The sequence below is a fragment of the Pandoraea apista genome (assembly GCF_001465595.2).
GTDB lineage: Bacteria > Pseudomonadota > Gammaproteobacteria > Burkholderiales > Burkholderiaceae > Pandoraea > Pandoraea apista.
In genome coordinates this window covers 4,012,336-4,029,009 of the sequence record NZ_CP013481.2, presented here as the reverse complement: position 1 = coordinate 4,029,009, position 16,674 = coordinate 4,012,336, and the positions used below count along the sequence as shown (strand labels likewise).

Annotated in this window: 16 protein-coding genes; 12 read left to right on the top strand and 4 right to left on the bottom strand. The window is 62.1% G+C overall.

The window, feature by feature from the left end:
- The first annotated feature begins 66 nt into the window (after positions 1–66).
- Both AT395_RS25695 and AT395_RS18170 read left to right on the top strand, forming a co-directional pair.
- Positions 67–237 (top strand): hypothetical protein, encoded by a 171-nt coding sequence (locus AT395_RS25695; RefSeq protein WP_156219784.1) that lies wholly within the window; start codon positions 67–69, stop codon positions 235–237.
- Positions 238–428: 191 nt separating this feature from the next.
- The gene (locus AT395_RS18170; protein WP_042116919.1) at positions 429–2,534 is read left to right on the top strand and encodes a putative bifunctional diguanylate cyclase/phosphodiesterase; all 2,106 of its coding nucleotides are present in this window, start codon (positions 429–431) and stop codon (positions 2,532–2,534) included.
- Positions 2,535–2,782: 248 nt separating this feature from the next.
- On the opposite strand, the gene AT395_RS18165 is transcribed toward AT395_RS18170, so the two are convergent.
- Positions 2,783–3,418: a FadR/GntR family transcriptional regulator gene (locus AT395_RS18165; protein ID WP_042116918.1), complete on the bottom strand. Its 636-nt coding sequence runs from the start codon at positions 3,416–3,418 to the stop codon at positions 2,783–2,785.
- Between the two features lie 308 nt (positions 3,419–3,726).
- Here AT395_RS18165 and AT395_RS18160 point away from each other — a divergent pair, with 308 nt between their 5' ends.
- The 10 genes from AT395_RS18160 (at position 3,727) to AT395_RS18115 (ending at position 13,606) form a co-directional block, all read left to right on the top strand.
- Positions 3,727–4,866: a cupin domain-containing protein gene (locus AT395_RS18160; protein WP_231606172.1), complete on the top strand. Its 1,140-nt coding sequence runs from the start codon at positions 3,727–3,729 to the stop codon at positions 4,864–4,866.
- An 11-nt stretch (positions 4,867–4,877) separates the two neighbouring features.
- Positions 4,878–6,008: an LVIVD repeat-containing protein gene (locus AT395_RS18155; protein ID WP_048629907.1), complete on the top strand. Its 1,131-nt coding sequence runs from the start codon at positions 4,878–4,880 to the stop codon at positions 6,006–6,008.
- A 34-nt stretch (positions 6,009–6,042) separates the two neighbouring features.
- A complete protein-coding gene (locus AT395_RS18150) occupies positions 6,043–6,414 on the top strand; it encodes a RidA family protein (RefSeq protein ID WP_048629906.1) in 372 nt (123 codons plus the stop codon).
- Between the two features lie 65 nt (positions 6,415–6,479).
- A complete protein-coding gene (locus AT395_RS18145; RefSeq protein ID WP_048629905.1) occupies positions 6,480–7,073 on the top strand; it encodes a glutathione S-transferase family protein in 594 nt (197 codons plus the stop codon).
- Positions 7,074–7,157: 84 nt separating this feature from the next.
- Positions 7,158–8,009 (top strand): ABC transporter ATP-binding protein, encoded by an 852-nt coding sequence (locus tag AT395_RS18140; RefSeq protein WP_052765688.1) that lies wholly within the window; start codon positions 7,158–7,160, stop codon positions 8,007–8,009.
- Positions 8,006–8,827, top strand: coding sequence for an ABC transporter permease (locus AT395_RS18135; RefSeq protein WP_052765687.1), 822 nt, complete (start codon positions 8,006–8,008; stop codon positions 8,825–8,827). The genes AT395_RS18140 and AT395_RS18135 overlap by 4 nt, the downstream gene beginning before the upstream one ends.
- A gap of 74 nt (positions 8,828–8,901) precedes the next feature.
- Entirely contained in the window at positions 8,902–9,924 is a 1,023-nt protein-coding gene (locus AT395_RS18130; protein WP_045852671.1) for an ABC transporter substrate-binding protein, read from the top strand.
- A gap of 11 nt (positions 9,925–9,935) precedes the next feature.
- Positions 9,936–11,480, top strand: coding sequence for an aldehyde dehydrogenase family protein (locus AT395_RS18125; protein WP_083577666.1), 1,545 nt, complete (start codon positions 9,936–9,938; stop codon positions 11,478–11,480).
- Positions 11,481–11,507: 27 nt separating this feature from the next.
- On the top strand, positions 11,508–13,181 hold the full coding sequence (locus AT395_RS18120; protein ID WP_048629903.1) for a GMC family oxidoreductase: 1,674 nt from the start codon (positions 11,508–11,510) through the stop codon (positions 13,179–13,181).
- Positions 13,178–13,606 (top strand): Rossmann-fold NAD(P)-binding domain-containing protein, encoded by a 429-nt coding sequence (locus AT395_RS18115; protein WP_048629902.1) that lies wholly within the window; start codon positions 13,178–13,180, stop codon positions 13,604–13,606. The genes AT395_RS18120 and AT395_RS18115 overlap by 4 nt, the downstream gene beginning before the upstream one ends.
- 43 nt (positions 13,607–13,649) lie before the next feature.
- On the opposite strand, the gene AT395_RS18110 is transcribed toward AT395_RS18115, so the two are convergent.
- From AT395_RS18110 to AT395_RS18100, 3 genes are read right to left on the bottom strand one after another with little or no spacing between them, the layout of a single operon-like run.
- The gene (locus AT395_RS18110) at positions 13,650–13,961 is read right to left on the bottom strand and encodes an AtuA-related protein (protein WP_042116907.1); all 312 of its coding nucleotides are present in this window, start codon (positions 13,959–13,961) and stop codon (positions 13,650–13,652) included.
- Between the two features lies 1 nt (position 13,962).
- Positions 13,963–15,330 carry an acyclic terpene utilization AtuA family protein gene (locus tag AT395_RS18105; protein ID WP_048629901.1) on the bottom strand — a complete coding sequence of 456 codons (1,368 nt, stop codon included), beginning with the start codon at positions 15,328–15,330 and terminating at the stop codon, positions 13,963–13,965.
- Positions 15,331–15,353: 23 nt separating this feature from the next.
- Positions 15,354–16,658, bottom strand: a complete 1,305-nt coding sequence (locus AT395_RS18100) for a CitMHS family transporter (RefSeq protein ID WP_042116904.1) — start codon at positions 16,656–16,658, stop codon at positions 15,354–15,356.
- Between the last annotated feature and the right edge of the window lie 16 nt (positions 16,659–16,674).

The following is a 16,674-nucleotide window of genomic DNA, read 5'->3' as shown; positions in this document are numbered from 1 at the left end:
CAAGACAAGATTCTCAGTGCCTACCGTATCGAGATTCGCTACGTGGCACACATCTCACGCGAAGGTATGACGCATCCCAATGACACCTTACAGGTGTTGTCGGGCGAAACCCGAAACCTGATCCACTGCCCCCACGTAATGGTGAAGTTTGGCATCGCTGGCATGACGTTCGTGACCGCCGCGCAAGAGGGGGCTTCGCGCGAAAACGGTCGTGGGTATGCGTTGTGCCGCAAGTAGTTGTTTTTCATTCATCCTATGGTTGCGCACGTACCGGATACAGGGGTACGGAAATCAGTTCTGGAATAGGCGTATCAGGTCAGGTGTAAGTACATGGGCAAATCTATCTCGTTCCATCTCTAGCCAACAATCGGCCGTAATGCCCTCCCATATCCAAAGTATCAATCTGACCACTATCCCGGAGTCGGTCCATGTACGTCGGTAGCTACAACACTTTGCTGGTGCTTGTTTCAGTACTAGTTGCAATACTCGCCTCATATACCGCCCTGGACTTGGCCGGCCGCATTTCAACTACACAGGGAAGGGCTGCCGTTTGGTGGCTTGTGGGAGGAGGCACCGCGATGGGCATCGGCATTTGGTCGATGCATTTCGTCGGTATGCTGGCCTTTTCCCTGCCGATCGAGCTTGGCTACGATCCGCTGGTGACCTTAGCTTCATTGTTAATCGCTATTTCGCTGTCGGCCTTTGCCCTATGGCTAGTGTGTCAAGAGACGCTGCCTATTCTGCGATGGGCGATGGGCGCTCTATTGATGGGTTTGGGTGTGGCTTCGATGCACTATACCGGCATGGCCGCGATGCGCATGGACCCCGGAATCCAGTACATCCCATCGCTATTCGGACTTTCCGTGGTGATAGCGGTGGTCGCGTCGGGGGCGGCGCTATGGCTCGCGTTCCACCTGCGCAGACAATCTCCGCGAGCCCGCATGTTCCGATTCGGTGCAGCTGTGGTCATGGGTTTTGCCATTGCCGGCATGCACTACACGGGAATGGCAGCGGCGCAATTCCAATTGGGAAGTATCTGCGGAGCGGCACGTAGTGGCATGAGCAGCGGATGGTTGGCGCTCGTGATTACGGTGGGCACGTTGTCCATCCTCGCCATAGCATTGATAGTCTCGGTGCTCGATAGACGGTTGGAGTCTCGTACGGCTCGGCTGGCCGTGTCACTTGCCGAGGCGAATCGGGAACTGACCTATCTCGCCCTCCACGATGGCCTGACCCGGCTGCCAAATCGTCTACTCCTGGAAGACCGGATCGAGCAGGCGATGCAGCGCGCTGATCGCGAGCAGGCAGGCTTCGCGCTGATGTTCCTGGATCTTGACGGATTCAAGGCAATCAACGACGCCTACGGCCATCATGTCGGCGACCTGCTTCTGGAGCAGGTCGCAAAGCGCATCACACAAAGTGTCCGGGCCCAGGACACCGTAGCGCGTGTCGGTGGAGATGAGTTCGTCTTGCTTGCAAGTGTCAATGAACCCTCGGATGCCGCGACACTGGCAGACCAGCTCGTACATGCTATCCACGCGCCATTTGACGTTGCCGGACACGAACTGCGCGTGTCGACCAGTATCGGTATCGCCATGTACCCCGGTAACGGGGCAAGCCTGCACGAACTGATAACCAACGCGGATGCCGCGATGTATCACGCGAAGCGTCTCGGTCGCAATACGAGATGTTTTTTTGAAGAGTCGATGAACGAGAACGTTCGTGCCCAGTTGGCGCTTGTTCAGGATCTGCGAGTGGCTCTGGAGCGATGCGAGTTTGTGCTGTACTACCAGCCCAAATTTACCGCGCCAGGCGGGCCGGTGATTGGTGCGGAAGCGCTTGTGCGCTGGAATCATCCCGTACACGGGCTTCTGTCACCGGATCAGTTCATCTCCGCGGCGGAGAAAACGGGTCTGATCATACCGATGGGCGCCTGGGTGCTGGACGAGGCGTGCAGGCAGATGAGCGTTTGGCATCAGGCTGGACACACCGATTGGACTATTGCGATCAATCTATCCCCCCTGCAGTTTGCCCATACTGACTTGCTTCAGACCGTCCAAGCAGTACTGACTCGCCACAAACTAGCACCTTCCTGCCTAACGCTCGAAATTACCGAATCGACAGCAATGCAAAACGCAGACGCCAGTTTGGCAATTCTGCAGCAACTGCATGACTTGGGGGTACGGATTTCGATCGACGATTTCGGTACGGGATATTCGAGTTTGCTGTATCTAAAGCGACTGCCTGCCAGCGAATTAAAGATTGATCGTGGGTTTATTAGCGACCTGACTCACGACACGGAGGATGCTGCAATTGTTTCCGCGATTGTCGCGCTCGGCCGCACCCTCAAACTCAATGTGGTTGCGGAAGGGGTGGAGACCGCCGCTCAACAAGAGTTTTTAACGACTCTTGGCTGTGACTCCTTGCAAGGATATCTCCTGGGCAAGCCTGCGCCAGCCGAGTCTTTCTTCGAGGCCGCCTCACGTCGGGATACGCTCACCGGCGCAGAACCGATTGTTGTCAGCGATGCGTAGGATAGTACGGCGCGAGCCGGCTTGGGTCAGGCGCTCTTCGTACCGGTTCCCACTCTCCGGCGCTTGCTGCGACTGACCTGTCCTGAAAATTTCGGACATGCTGAAACTGGGGGAATAACTTCCTTGATTGGCATGCATGCTCGATGCCGACGGTGCGAGGTGAAGTGTTCTCGGCGGTTGGCCTCAACCGGGCTCAACCGGCGGCAACTGGCGCGGGCGCGTATCGACGTTCCACGGGGGCCAGCTCGTTAGTTGTTCTGACTCCCGGGCACCATCCGCGCCATGATTTGCTCCCGCACGCGGATCAGGTGTTCGCGCATTGCCGTTTCGGCAAGGTCAGGCGCCCGATTCCGTATGGCTTCGGCAATCGCCTGATGCTCCCGGTCACGCTGTCGAATGCGCTCCGGGCAGTGCGGAACCGGTTGTTGCACATGTAAGCGGATATCCGAGCCGACTCGCCGAATGATCTGATAGATATCGGCAGCCAGTGCATTGCCCGATGCCGCAGCGACCGCGCGGTGAAAGGCCAGGTCGGTCGATCCCCGATCGGCACCGGGCGAGGTCGTGGCTGCACGCTCGATGCGCGAAATCTCGACCGGAGTGGCGCGGACTGCTGCCAGCCGTGCCAGAAACGGTTCAAGCGCCAGCCGAAGTTCGATCACCTCCAGCACATTCGTGTGCCCGGCCAATATCTCTCCGTTGCGTCTGGATTGCCCCTCGCCGCGTCCGCGCGGCGATTCCAGTTCACCCTCGTCGCGCAGTACCTTCAGTGCGTTACGCAACTGATGGCGTTTCACGCCCAGCTCGTCTGCCAATTGCCGTTCCGCCGGCAACGCTTCGCCGTTGGCGAGGCGGGTTCGCAAACTCTCAACCAAATCGACCATTACTTTTCTCTTTGCCGCAACCAAGGTGTCTGGTTGCATGCAGTAAAAATCCCAGAGGCAGCATGATAGCGGAATTCGTAACCATCGGCTAACGCGCTGGACGCTTTGCTAATTCAATGTGGCGCTTTGTAATCAAAGCGAAAGTGAGGTTTTTGCCCCCGGATGGTGGAAATTCGGTTCAACCAAAAATTCAACCAAAGTATATCAACCAAAACGACCAAATACATTTTTGGTTGACATGAAAAATTTGTATTGATCTAATCGTTTGCGTCAGCGGTTCGTGAAACCCCACTCGGAGGTAGCGCAGCATGATGCAAGCCACGCAGGAAGCCGCCGTTCGCAGCAGCGAACAGGAGACCCGGCAGATGTACGAGGAGATTGGTAACGCGCATCTGTTCCCGTTCTGGGCCAGAAGTTCGGACATCGAACACGACGAGATCAGGCAACTGATGCAGGGCCAGCGCGCTGTGCCTTATGTCTGGCGTTACAAAGAGGTGCTCGAACCACTGTTGCAGCAGTCGGCGCGCCTGATTTCCACCGCCGACTCCGATCGTCGCTCACTGATCCTGACCAATCCGGGCCTCAAGCCGAGACGGGCAACAGTGACCACCATGTACACGGCGTACCGGCTTAACGATCCGAACGAGATCATGCCGCCGCACCGCCATACCGCAAGCGCCGTCCGGCTGGGTTTGACCGGATCGCAGAATTTCACCGGCGTGGAGGGGGAAGACGTCGTTTTCGGACCCGGCGACATGGTGCTGACGCCGCGCGACACATGGCACAACCACGGTAACGTCGGCAACGAGCCGGCCATCAACCTTTCGGTGCTCGATTACCCGCTGGTCGAAACGCTCAACGCGCTCTCGTTCGATCACGACTACAGCGAGGGCGGCGCGGCCATGCGCAAGCAATCCGCGCGCTTCCCTGCGGATTACTCGGCGATTACCTACGGGGCCGGTGGCCTGATGCCGCGTTTTGTCGACCATCGCCGCGGTGCCAACGGTTCGTCGCCGATGTTCATCTATCGCTACGAAGCGGTGCGCGAATTGCTGGAGAAGCATCGCGAGTGGGCCGAAAACCCGTATGAAGGGCTGCGCATCGAGTACGTCGACCCGCTACGGGGCGGTCCGGTCTACAAGACGATGACGTTCTTCATGCAGATGTTGCGTCCCGGCGAGCGCACATTGCCGATGAAGCAGACGGCAAGTCTGTTGGTGTCGCCGATGGAGGGCGACGTGCGAGCCGTGCTCGACGGCGAAACCTTCGAGACCCGGCAATTCGATACGCTCGCCGTACCCGGCGGGACGTGGGCCGAATTCGAGAACACGAGCGCCACGCAGCCGGCCATCGTATTCATTGCGAGCGACGAGCCGGCGCTGCGCGCGTTCGGCCTGCTGCAACGCTGGGGCAAGACCGCTGGCGGCGACGTCATGCTTCTCGACTAAGGGGCGCGTCCATGGCCAAGGCGTGGAATACGCGGCTCGTGAGCCACATCGATTGCCCCGGCGGCGGGCAGGTGTGGATCGATCGCAACATCCTGTATGTCTCGCACATGCGTCCGCCCGCGGGCACGTCGATTTATGACGTCTCCGATCCTAAGCATCCGCGCTTGCTGGCGACGCTCGAAGTGCCGATGGGCTGGCATTCGCACAAGGTTCGCGTTCAGGACGGTGTGATGCTCGTGAACTACGAGAAATTTCGTGAGGGCGCGCCGGACTTTGGCGGCGGGCTCGGGATATTCGATATCACGCGCCCGTCCGAGCCTCGATTGATCTCGCGCTGGTACTCCGGCGGCGAGGCCGGCGGGGTACATCGTTACGACTTCGATGGCCGCTACGCGTATATCTCGCCAACCGCAGAAGGCTTCGTCGGGAACATCGTCAAGATTCTCGATCTGGCAACGCCCGAGCGTCCCGAGGAAGTGGGGCGCTGGTGGATTCCCGGCCAGAACGTCGGTGCGGGCGAAGCGTATCCGTGGGACGACTACGTCCGTCCGCGCTGTCATCACCCGCTGCGCATGGGCGATCGCCTCTACGTCTCCTACTGGCACCACGGCTTCTTCATTCTCGATATTTCGGACATGTCGTCGCCGAAGCTGATCTCGGGCATCAACAGCAGCCCGGCGCATCCGCACCCGACGCACACCGCGCTGCCGATTCCCGGTCTCGTCAAAGGGCGTCGCGTCATGGTGGTGGCCGACGAAGACGTTGCCAAACTGCGGCCGTCGCCACCGTCCTTCGCCTGGGTCTACGACATCACCGACGAACGTCAGCCGATGCCGATATCCACGTTTCAGGTCGCCGGTGTCGACCCCGACGGCGCCCCGCGCGAGCCGATGTCGGGTTGTCACCAACCCTCGGAACGCTTCGTGGGAACGACATTGCCGTTCGCCTGGTTCGCCAAGGGCATGCGCCTTGTCGATCTCTCCGATCCGTTTGCGCCGAAGGAAATCGCTTTCTACGAACCGGACGCCCCGGCCGGCTGCGAGCGCGCTTCGTCCAACGACGTCACGATCGACGACCGCGGACTCGTGTATCTGCTCGACCGGCAACAGGGGGTCGACATCATCGAGTGTTTCCCGGGATGACTTCAGGGCCCCTACGAAAACGAAGAGGACGGTAATGACGATTTCGGTACATGGCAAAAAGAACCCCAACCTGCCGTTTCATCCGGCGGTTCGCGCAGGGGATTACGTGTTCGTTTCCGGGCAGGTCGCCAAGGACGAAGCGGGGCGCATGGTCAGCGGCACCATCGAAGAGGAGACCCGCGCCACGATCCTCGCCGTGCAGCGCGTGCTGCACGAGGCGGGGTGCGATTTGCCGGACGTGGTCAAGGCGACGGTCTATCTGGAAGATGCGCGTGACTTCGGCCGCTACAACGGCGTGTTCAAGGAATTCTTCCCTGACGGCCGCCTTGCACGAACCACGGTCGAAGCGCGCGCCGTCATCACGACGCGCATCGAGATCGAATGCATTGCTTACCGGCCGCTATGAAGCCCGTGCTTCGCCTGAAGCAACCGAATCGGCCGAGACACTGATCATCATCTGAGGACATCGACATGCTGAAGCTCTACGGACGTGCAACTTCCGGCAACGTGCAGAAAGTCATTTTCCTTCTCGAGGAACTGGGTAAGCCCTACGAACGGCTCGACTACGGCCGCCAGTTCGGCAACACCGGCACCCCGGAATATCTCGCGATGAATCCCACCAATAAAGTGCCCACGCTCACCGATGGCGAACTCGTCATCTGGGAGTCGCACACGATCCTGCGCTACCTCGCCCGTCAGAGCAAGTCGCTGTATCCGGACGATCCCGCGCAGCGCACATTCGTCGAGCGCTGGATGGACTGGACGCTCGCGTCGCTCAACCCTGTCTACCTCGCAGGGTTCAAGGACGCCAAGAAGCCGAAGGACGAACAGTCTGCCGATACAGGGCCGAACCTGGCTGCCGAGCTGAAGATTCTGGACACCCACCTGCGCGAGGTTCCCTGGTGTGCCGGCCAGTCGTTCAGTCTGGCGGACGTGGCGCTGGCGCCGCTGGTCAGGCGCTGTGTGAACTTCCCCTTCGAGTTGCCGGAATTGCGCGGTATTACGGCATGGCTGGCGCGCATCGAGCAGCGCCCGGCATTTGTGAAAGCCACGAGTGCCGGCTAAGCGAATATCGAAGCAGACGGGCTCGCCGCACGCCCATCGAGGCGCGGCGATATTCCAATTACACAGCAAGACTGGAGCATCCCTATGGCAAGTCTCGATCGGCCGGAGATGCCGCCGCCAACCTTCCCGGCGGCAGCGACATCGTCTGAGCCGTACATCAGCGTCAGCGGCCTGTGCGTCGATTTCGAGACGCATGGGCGGATCAATCGCGTGCTCAACGACATTCATCTGTCGGTGGAGCGCGGGGGATTCACCTCGCTGGTGGGGCCGTCCGGCTGTGGCAAGAGCACGTTGCTCAAGGTGCTTGCAGGATTGCTGGCGCCCACGCACGGACGGGTGAGCGTGGGCGGGATGACGCCGGCCGAGGCAGTCCGGCAGCGCCGCATCGGTCTGGTGTTTCAGGAGGCGGCGCTCATGCCGTGGAAGAGCGCGTTCGACAACGTCTGTCTGTTGATGGAACTGGTCGGCACGCTGCGCGAGAAGGACGCCATACGCACGCGCGCGCTCGAGTTGCTGAACATCGTGGGGCTGGGACACGCGGTGGATCGCAAGCCGTCGCAGTTGTCCGGCGGGATGCGCCAGCGTGTCGCGATTGCGCGGGCGTTGGCGCTTGATCCGGAAGTGCTGATGATGGACGAGCCGTTCGGCGCGCTCGATGCCATTACGCGCGAAGAGATGAGCGATTTTCTGCTCGACCTCTGGAAGCGCACGGGCAAGACAATCGTTTTCGTGACGCACTCGATCGACGAAGCCGTGTTTCTGTCGCGCGAAGTCACGGTCATGGCGACCGGCCCCGCACGCATTCTCGAATGCCTGACCGTGCCGCTGGCGTATCCCCGTAACGAAGATAGCTACGCCACGCTGGCGTTTGCCCAGACGGCCTCGCATTTGCGCAAACGTCTCAAAGAGGGCCATCGGGCCGGGAGGACATCATGAGTGCATCGCCTACCGATGTCGTGCCGGCCGGCGCGCGCGGGCGCGCTGCCCCGAAACCATTCCGCGGCCTGTGGCGCGCGGGGCCGGGGGTAGCCCTGTTGATCGCATTGCTGGTGTTGTGGGAGGCGGGGCTTCGTGTGTTCGACGTGCCGGCATTCGTACTGCCGACACCCACGCAGATCGTCGGGGCGTTGGTGGCGAAGCAATCGGAACTCGCCGTTGCCGCGTGGGTGACGGCCCGCGAGGTGCTGTACGGATTCGTGCTGTCTTCCGTCGTGGGGGCGGCTCTGGCCATCTGCATCGCCCGTTTCGAACGACTGGGCAGTGCTGTCTATCCGCTCATGGTGGTCTTCCAGAACGTGCCCAAGATCGCGCTCGCGCCGATCTTCGTGCTCTGGTTCGGCTACGACCTGATGCCCAAGATTCTCCTCATCGTCGTCATGGCGTTTTTCCCGGTGGCGCTGAACATGCTGGTGGGCCTGCGCTCGGCCGATCCGAATCTGGTCGCGCTGCTCAAGTCGGTGGGCGCCACACGAACCCAGATTCTGATGCGAGTGCAGATTCCCCACTCGTTGCCTGCCTTGATGGCGGGTATCAAGGTCGCGATCACGCTGAGCGTTATCGGCGCCATTGTCGGCGAATTTGCCGGCGCCTCGGCAGGTCTCGGTTATGTGATTCAGTTTGCCTCGACGCAAATGCAGATGCCGCTCGTCTTCGCGGCACTCGTCGAAGTGTCGTTGCTCGGCGTGCTGTTCTATTACGCCGTTGAGTGGTTCGAGTACCGCTTCATTACGTGGGGCGGCGAAGCGCGTCACTAAGCGCCACTGAGCGCCACTCGCCGGGTTGTCGTTGCGTCTTCTTTCTTAGCGTTCCTTCTTGCAGGAGTACCAGCGTGAGCAGATTGAGCAAACTGTTTTCGGTTCTTCTCGTTTCGATGTCGTTGCTGGTCGCGGCAGCGCCGGCGTCGGCGGCCGACGACGTCATCGTCCAACTGGACTGGATCGTGCGCGCCAACCATGCGATGTTCTTTGTGGCGCGCGACAAGGGCATGTTCGCCAAACAAGGAATCAACGTGACGGCGATCCGCAAGGGCACCGGCTCGGTCGACGCGCTGCGCATGGTGGCCAATGGCAGCGCGCAGTTCGGCTTCGGGGACCTCTCGACGCTGATGGTCGCCCGCACACAAGGTGCGTCGAACACCACGCTGGTGGCGGTGAACCAGAAGAGTCCGTTGGCGATGGTTTCGGTCAAATCGCGCAAGCCGCTCAATTCCGCCAGAGACCTCAAGGGCATGAATGTCGGCGTGCATCCCGCCGGTTCAACGTACGTGTTCCTGAAAGCGTTCCTCAGCAAGAACGGCATGTCGCTCGCCGACATCAGGCAAAGCACGGTGGCGCCGCCCTATGAAAATTATCTCGTTCTGGGCCGGGTCGACGCCGTGCCCGGATATATCGACGCCGAGGTGCCGCTGCTCGAAGAGAAGACGGGTGGCCCGGGCTCGCTGTCGATATTGCAGGCGGCGGATCATGGGCTGAATGTATACGGCTCAGGCATGTTCGCCTCCGACAAGATGATTGCCGCGAACCCGCAACTCGTTCAGCGCTTCGTGAACGCGTACATGGAAGCGTTCGCCTATGTCATCGCCCATCCCGACGACGCGCTCGCCATTCTGGTCAAGGCCAACCCCGAATACAAGGGGCAGGAGAAGATCCTCGCCGAACAGCTCGATGCCGATTTCAGGCACACGATGTACTCGGCCGACACGGCGGCCAACGGCATCGGCTGGGTAGACGGCAAACGCTGGGGCGAGATGTTCGACATTCTCCAGAAGGAGGGGTCGATCGATGCGGGAGCGAAGCCGAGTGCCGGCTTCGACATGAAGTTCCTGACGGCTGCCAAGCCGTTGCGTAAATGAGGCGCGCAGAGATGACAGCGATTACGTCCGATATTTCTTCCCCGGTATCCGGGGCGTCCGGGGCGTCCGCAACGCGAGACCGGGTGCCGGGATTGGTGCTGCCGGCACACGACGGGCTTTTCTACGGCGGCGCATGGCACGCCCCGCGTTCGGGCCGCTATGGCGACGTTTTCAGCCCGGGCGACGGGTCGCGCATCGGTCGCGCGGCGATCGGCGACGCAAGCGATGTCGACGCCGCAGTCACCGCCGCCCGCGAGGGGTTTGCGGTGTGGCGCGATACACCGCCGTTGGAACGGGCTCGCCTTCTCAAGGCGGCCGCGGTAGAGATGCGCAAGCATGCCGCCGATCTTGCGCTGCTCGACGCGGCCGATTGCGGCAACCCGGTCGCCGAAATGACGGGCGACGTGATGGTCGCCGCCGCGCTGTTCGAGTTCTTCGCCGGGCTTGTCACCGAGATGAAAGGGGTGTCGATTCCGATGGGGCCCGATGCGATCGACTTCACGGTGCGCGAGCCCGTCGGGGTGGTCGCCCGAATCGTGGCGTTCAACCACCCGTTCATGTTCGCTGCGGGCAAGATGGCGGCACCGCTCGCAGCGGGCAACGCAGTCATCATCAAACCGCCCGAGCAGGCCCCGCTGTCGTCGTTGCGCCTGGCGGAGATCGTGGGCGGCCTGTTCCCGCCCGGTGTGGTGTCGATTCTCAACGGCGGGCGCGAGGTGGGCGAGTCGCTCGTGTCGCATCCCGGCGTGGCGATGCTGGGACTGGTCGGCAGCATACCGACCGGGCGGGCAGTGGCGCGCGGTGCGGCGGAGCGCATCAAGCCGATGCTGCTGGAGCTGGGCGGCAAGAACGCTCTGATCGCTTACCCCGATGTCGACCCTGACGCGCTCGCCGCCAGTGCGGTCGCCGGCATGAATTTCACATGGTGTGGTCAGTCGTGCGGTTCCACGAGCCGCCTGTTCCTGCACGAGCATCTGTATGAGGCCGTGATCGAGCGTATTGCCGAGCGGTGCAAAGCGTTTGTGCCGGGGCTGCCGACCGATCCGAAAACGAGCATGGGCGCGATCATCAGTCAGGCCCAACACGCGCGGGTGCTGGAATACATTGCCTCTGCACGCGAGCAGGGCGCGAGGCTCGTCGTCGGCGGCAAGGTGCCCGACAACCCCGCGCTGGCGAACGGCTACTACATCGAGCCGACAGTGTTCGCCGACGTCGATCCGGAAATGCGCATCGCCCAGGAGGAGATCTTCGGTCCCGTGCTGTCGATCATCAAATGGCGCGATGAGGCGAAGATGCTCGCCGACGTGAACGCGCTCGACTATGGGCTGACCTGCGCCATCTGGACGAACGACCTTGAGCGAGGAATGCGCGCGGCGTCACGTGTCAACGCGGGGTATGTGTGGATCAACGAAGTCGGCAAGCACTTTCTGGGCGCACCCTTCGGCGGCATGAAGCAGTCTGGTATGGGCCGTGAGGAATGCCTCGGCGAGATGTTGTCGTTCACTCAGGAAAAGAACATTCACGTCAGCCTGCGTCGCGTTGCCGCGCCGCGCTGACCCGTCAACCGATGGCAGGACCCAGGCATGCAAACCACTTTTGATTACATCGTCGTTGGTGCGGGCTCGGCGGGTTGCACGCTCGCCAATCGCCTGACCGAGGACAGCGACGTGCGAGTCCTCGTGCTGGAGGCAGGGGGATGGGATCGCGACCCGTGGATTCATATTCCGCTGGGCTGGGGCAAGATTCTGACCAAGCGGCTGCACGACTGGATGTACGACTGCGAGCCCGAAGAGAATGTTGGCGGGCGCCGTGTGGAATGTGCGCGAGGCAAGGTCGTGGGCGGATCGTCGTCGGTCAACGCCATGGCGCATGTGCGAGGTAATCGCGCCGACTTCGACCGATGGGCAAGCGCCTATGGATTACACGATTGGTCCTACGACGCGGTGCTGCCGTACTTCCGCAAGCAGGAGCGCTGGGAAGAGGGCGGCGGTGCATTTCGCGGCGGCGACGGACCGCTGAACGTTCAGCGCTGCCGCTATGAAGACCCGCTGCTGGGGGCGTTTGCCAAGGCGTCCGCGACCGCCGGGCACCCATGGGTCGACGACTACAATGGCGCCACACAAACCGGCTTCAGCCGCCTTCAGATGACGATTCGCAACGGACGCCGTTGCAGTGCCGCCAGCGCCTATCTCCACCCGGCCCGCGCACGCGCCGGTCTGTGGGTCGAAGTGAATGCGCTCGCGTCTCGTGTCTTGCTCGAAGGCGACAAGGCGGTGGGCGTGGAGTACTGGCAGAACGGCGTGAAGCATGTGGCGCGGGCCAGCCGCGAAGTTCTGTTGTCGGGCGGCGTGATCAATACGCCGCAATTGCTGATGCTCTCGGGGATCGGCGATCCCGAACGGCTCTCGCAGAGCGACATCCGCACATTGGTGGCGAGCCCGGGCGTTGGCCGCAACCTTCAGGATCATCCGTCGGTGATCGTGATGTATCGCCGGGCCACCCCCGGGCCGTTCCACAGGATGATGCGTCTCGACCGCATCGGTACTCAACTGATTCGCGCATATCTGACGGGCAAGGGTTTTGCTGCGGACGTGCCGGGCGGCGTGGTCGGTTTCATGCACAGTGGCGAGGCGCCTGACGTCAGCGACGCCCCCGACCTGCAACTGCTGCTGACCGCAGCACCGCTCGGGGCGTGGCCGTACTTCAAGCCCTTCAAGGCACCGTTCAACGACGGTTTCGCATGTCGGACGGTGTTGCTGCATCCGCAAAGCCGCGGAGAGGTTCGGCTCGCATCGAGCGATCCGTCTGCGAAGGCGCGCATCCATCAGAATTTCCTGTCGACGCCTTACGACTGGGCGGCGCTGCGTTCGTCCGTGAGGATTGTGCGAGACCTGGCCGCGCAGCCGAGTCTCGCGTCTTACATCGGGGCGGAAATCGCGCCGGGACCGGCGAGCGCGTCCGACGCCGATATCGACGCCTTTATTCGCAAGACCGCGATTACGGTTCACCACCCGGCGGGCACCTGCCGGATGGGCAGCGACGACGACCCGATGGCGGTGGTCGATAGCCAACTGAGGGTGAAGGGGGTGCGAGGGTTGCGCGTGATCGACGCGTCGGTGATGCCGGACCTGACCTCGGGCAACATCAATGCGCCGGTCATCATGATCGCCGAACGTGCGGCCGATTTGATTCGTGGACGTGTGCCGATGCGTACCGGCGAGGCGGTGCGCGAAAACGCGGAAGCGGTGCCCGCGTGAAGCTCGCTCTTGCAGGGCTGCGACGGCATCGGGTGGTGGTCACACAGCCGCTCGACGAGGCCGCCATCGAGCGTCTCGATAGCTTTTTCGATGTCTCGATGTGCGGCCAGACGGAGGCGATGTCGCGCGATACGCTGAGTGAGCATCTTCGTTCGGCGGCGGCGGCGCTCGTGGGCGCGAGCGATGTGATCGACGCGCAGATGCTCGCCGGTCTCGACGCGCTTCAGGCGGTGTGCTGCCTGACCCGGAGCGAACCGCAGATGGACATCGAGGCGATGACGCGAGCGGGCGTGCGTGCGATGTCGTCGCCCGACGTTGGGCGCGCGGTGGAGAATCTGGTGGCTGCGTTCGGCTTCGGCAGACTGGGCGGACGCCCGCCCGATCTGCTCAATCCGGAACTGCTTTGCGATTGTTGCAGTTTCTGAACGTGGGCACTTGCGGCTGCCGTTAGCCTTGCCCTGTCGCTCGTCACGCCGGTTTGGCGACCTCCAATGCCAGTAGTGCCGAACTCAGCGATTTGCCATGCGCGTCCAGCGCGAGGGAACGCGTGACGCCGCCACCGAGCGCTTTGCCCAGCACGAAGTTGAATGCTGCCAGATGGGGGAGTTCGTAGCGCACCACGTCGCCGAGCACGACATCTCCCAGAAAGGCTTTGACCCGCTCGGGCGTGACTTCGGCGCGCAGGTGCTCGTAATGCTGCGCGTCATGGCAAATGAGCGAAACATTGAGCGTGTTGCCTTTGTCCCCGGTGCGCGAATGCGCGAGTTCTCGCAGCTTCATCTCAAATCTCCACAAGGGTGAACGCGGGCTTTACATGCTCGCGCGGTAACAGCACCGACTGGACGGCGAGCACTTCTCGTACGGACTTGGTCGCGCCGCCGCCGCCCGCCGGACCGTTTGTGTACAACGTCTCGACTTCGTTGCCGATGCGCACGGCCTGTTCGGCCGATGCCGTGCGCCCCGCCACGCGCACGCGCACCTCGTACGGGTCGGCGTTCAGTGCGCTCGCCGTTGGGCCGTAAAGCGAATCCACACCGATCAGATCGAAACGCAGTTCGCTTGTCTGAACGCCGGTCAAGGCGAGTCGTTCACGCACGATCTCGATAGCGAGGCGTGCGCGCGCAACCGCGCCGGGCCCCCCGTAGGAGATTTGTCCCTCGCCGATGAATCCATCGACATAGCCGACCGACACCTTGAGCGTGTCGGTGCGGGGAGTCCCGCGTCCGCCGGTCACCTTGATGCGGTCGGGCGCTTCCTCTGTCACGCGGACCTCGGAGAAATCGGCGACGACATCGGGTTGCAGGTATCGCCGCGGATCGTGGATCTCGTACAGCAACTGCTCCTTGCATGTGGCTTGTGTGACACGTCCGCCGGCGTGCGGGGCTTTCGTGATGACGACCGAACCGTCGGCCGTCACCTCGCCGATCGGAAAGCCGAGCTTTGCGAGGTTCGGTACATCCTTGTAGCCGGGATCGGCGAAATAGCCCCCCGTGACTTGTCCCGCACACTCCAGCAGATGGCCGATTACGGTGGCCTGACCGAGCGTTTCCCAGTCGTCCATACGCCAGCCGAACTCGTGGATCAACGGCGCGGCAAACAGCGACGGGTCCGCGACGCGGCCAGTCAATACGATCTGCGCGCCGGCGGCCAGCGCGTCGACGATGGCGCTCGCGCCGAGATACGCGTTCGCGGAGACAATGCGATCCCGATAAGATGCCACGGTCTCGCCTGATTCCTCGAATTTCGCATCGCTTTGCCGCACGACGTCGAGCACGTCGTCGCCGGTAATCGCTGCGATTTTCACGTCGCCAAGGCCCAGCTTGCGGGCGATCTCGGCCGTTTTGCGCGCGGCAGCCAGCGGATTCGCCGCGCCCATGTTCGAGATGATTCGGATGCCGTTGCGAATGGCTGCCGGCAGTACGGCAGTCATTCGCGCTTCGAGCAACGGATCGTAACCCGACAGCGGGTCTTTACGTCGCGCCTGTTGTGCGATGGCAATCGTGCGTTCGGCGAGACATTCGAACACGAGGTAGTCGAGTGCGCCGTGTTCCGCGAGTTCGACGGCGGGTTCGATGCGGTCGCCGGAATACCCGGCGCCCGCACCGATCCGGACGTGTCGTGGGGCCGGTTGCGTTGGCTTGCCTGTCATGCGTCGAGTCCGTTCGGTGGGGCTTAAAAAGGGAACACGCCGAGCGCGACGGCGGCGATCGTCATGACGATCGAGGCGCCGAAGAGCAACGGAAACGTGAATTTCTGGTGATCCGCCAGATCGATCCGGCACAGACCGACCACGAGGAATGTGGCGGGCGTGAGCGGGCTGACCGGGAAACCCGTTGTCATTTGGCCCAGCAACGCGGCCTGACCAACCTGTACCGCCGGCACACCCAGTTGGCCAGCCACTTCAGCGATGACCGGCAGCACGCCGAAATAGAATGAGTCGGGGTCGAAGAGCATGCTGAGCGGCATCGAGACCATGCCGAGGGCGACCGGAATGTGGCTCGCCATGCCTTGCGGCACGAAGCCTACGGCGGCTTGGGCCATCGCCTTGAGCATGCCGCTGCCTTGCATCACCCCGGTGAACACGCCGGCGGCGAGCAGAATGCCTGCCATCATCAGCGCTGCGCGGGCATGCGCATCGATGCGTTTGCGCTGCATGTCGACGTTCGGATAATTCACCATCAACGCCACGCACAAGCCGACCATGAACATGATCGCGGGCGGAATCTTCTCGCCCATGACGACCATGGTGCCGAGCACGATCAGCGTGAGCACAATGTTGAACCAGAAGAGCTTCGGGCGGCGCAGTGCCTGTTCTTCCGGCGACAACTCACGTTTCGGCATCGGAATCGCCCCGCTGGCGGCGGTGAAGCCCAGACGCTTCTCTTCGCGACGACCCAGCCAGTAAGCCATGCCGAACACGAAGACCAGTCCTACGGCCTGTACCGGAATCAGCGGATTGAAAAGACTCGACACAGGCAGGTGCAGCGACGCCGATGCGCGGATCATCGGGCCGGTCCACGGCAGGAAGTTGATGCCGGCGGCCATCGACACAGCGGCGGCGAGCACGCGCCGGTCCATGCCGAGGCGGTCGTAGAGCGGCAGCATGGCGGGAATCGTCACGAGGAAGCAAACGGCGCCGGAGCCGTCGAGGTGAATGAGGAGCGCCAGCAGCGTCGTACCTACGACGATACGTGTCGGGCGCGTGCCGACGGCCTTCAGAATGCGATCGATGATCGGGTCGAGCGTGCCGGCGTCGGTAATGGTGCCGAAGTAGAGGATCGCGAAGACGAACATACCGACCACCGGCGCGAGACTCTTGAGCCCGTCGATGACGAATTTGCTGGTTTGAAGGCCAAACCCGCCGATCAACGACGCGGCGATCGGCACGATGATGAGCGCCACCAGTGGCGACATGCGTTTTGACAGAATCGCGCCGAGCAGTACGACGATAGTGGCCAGCCCCAGTAATGGCAGCATGTGCTTGTCTCCAATA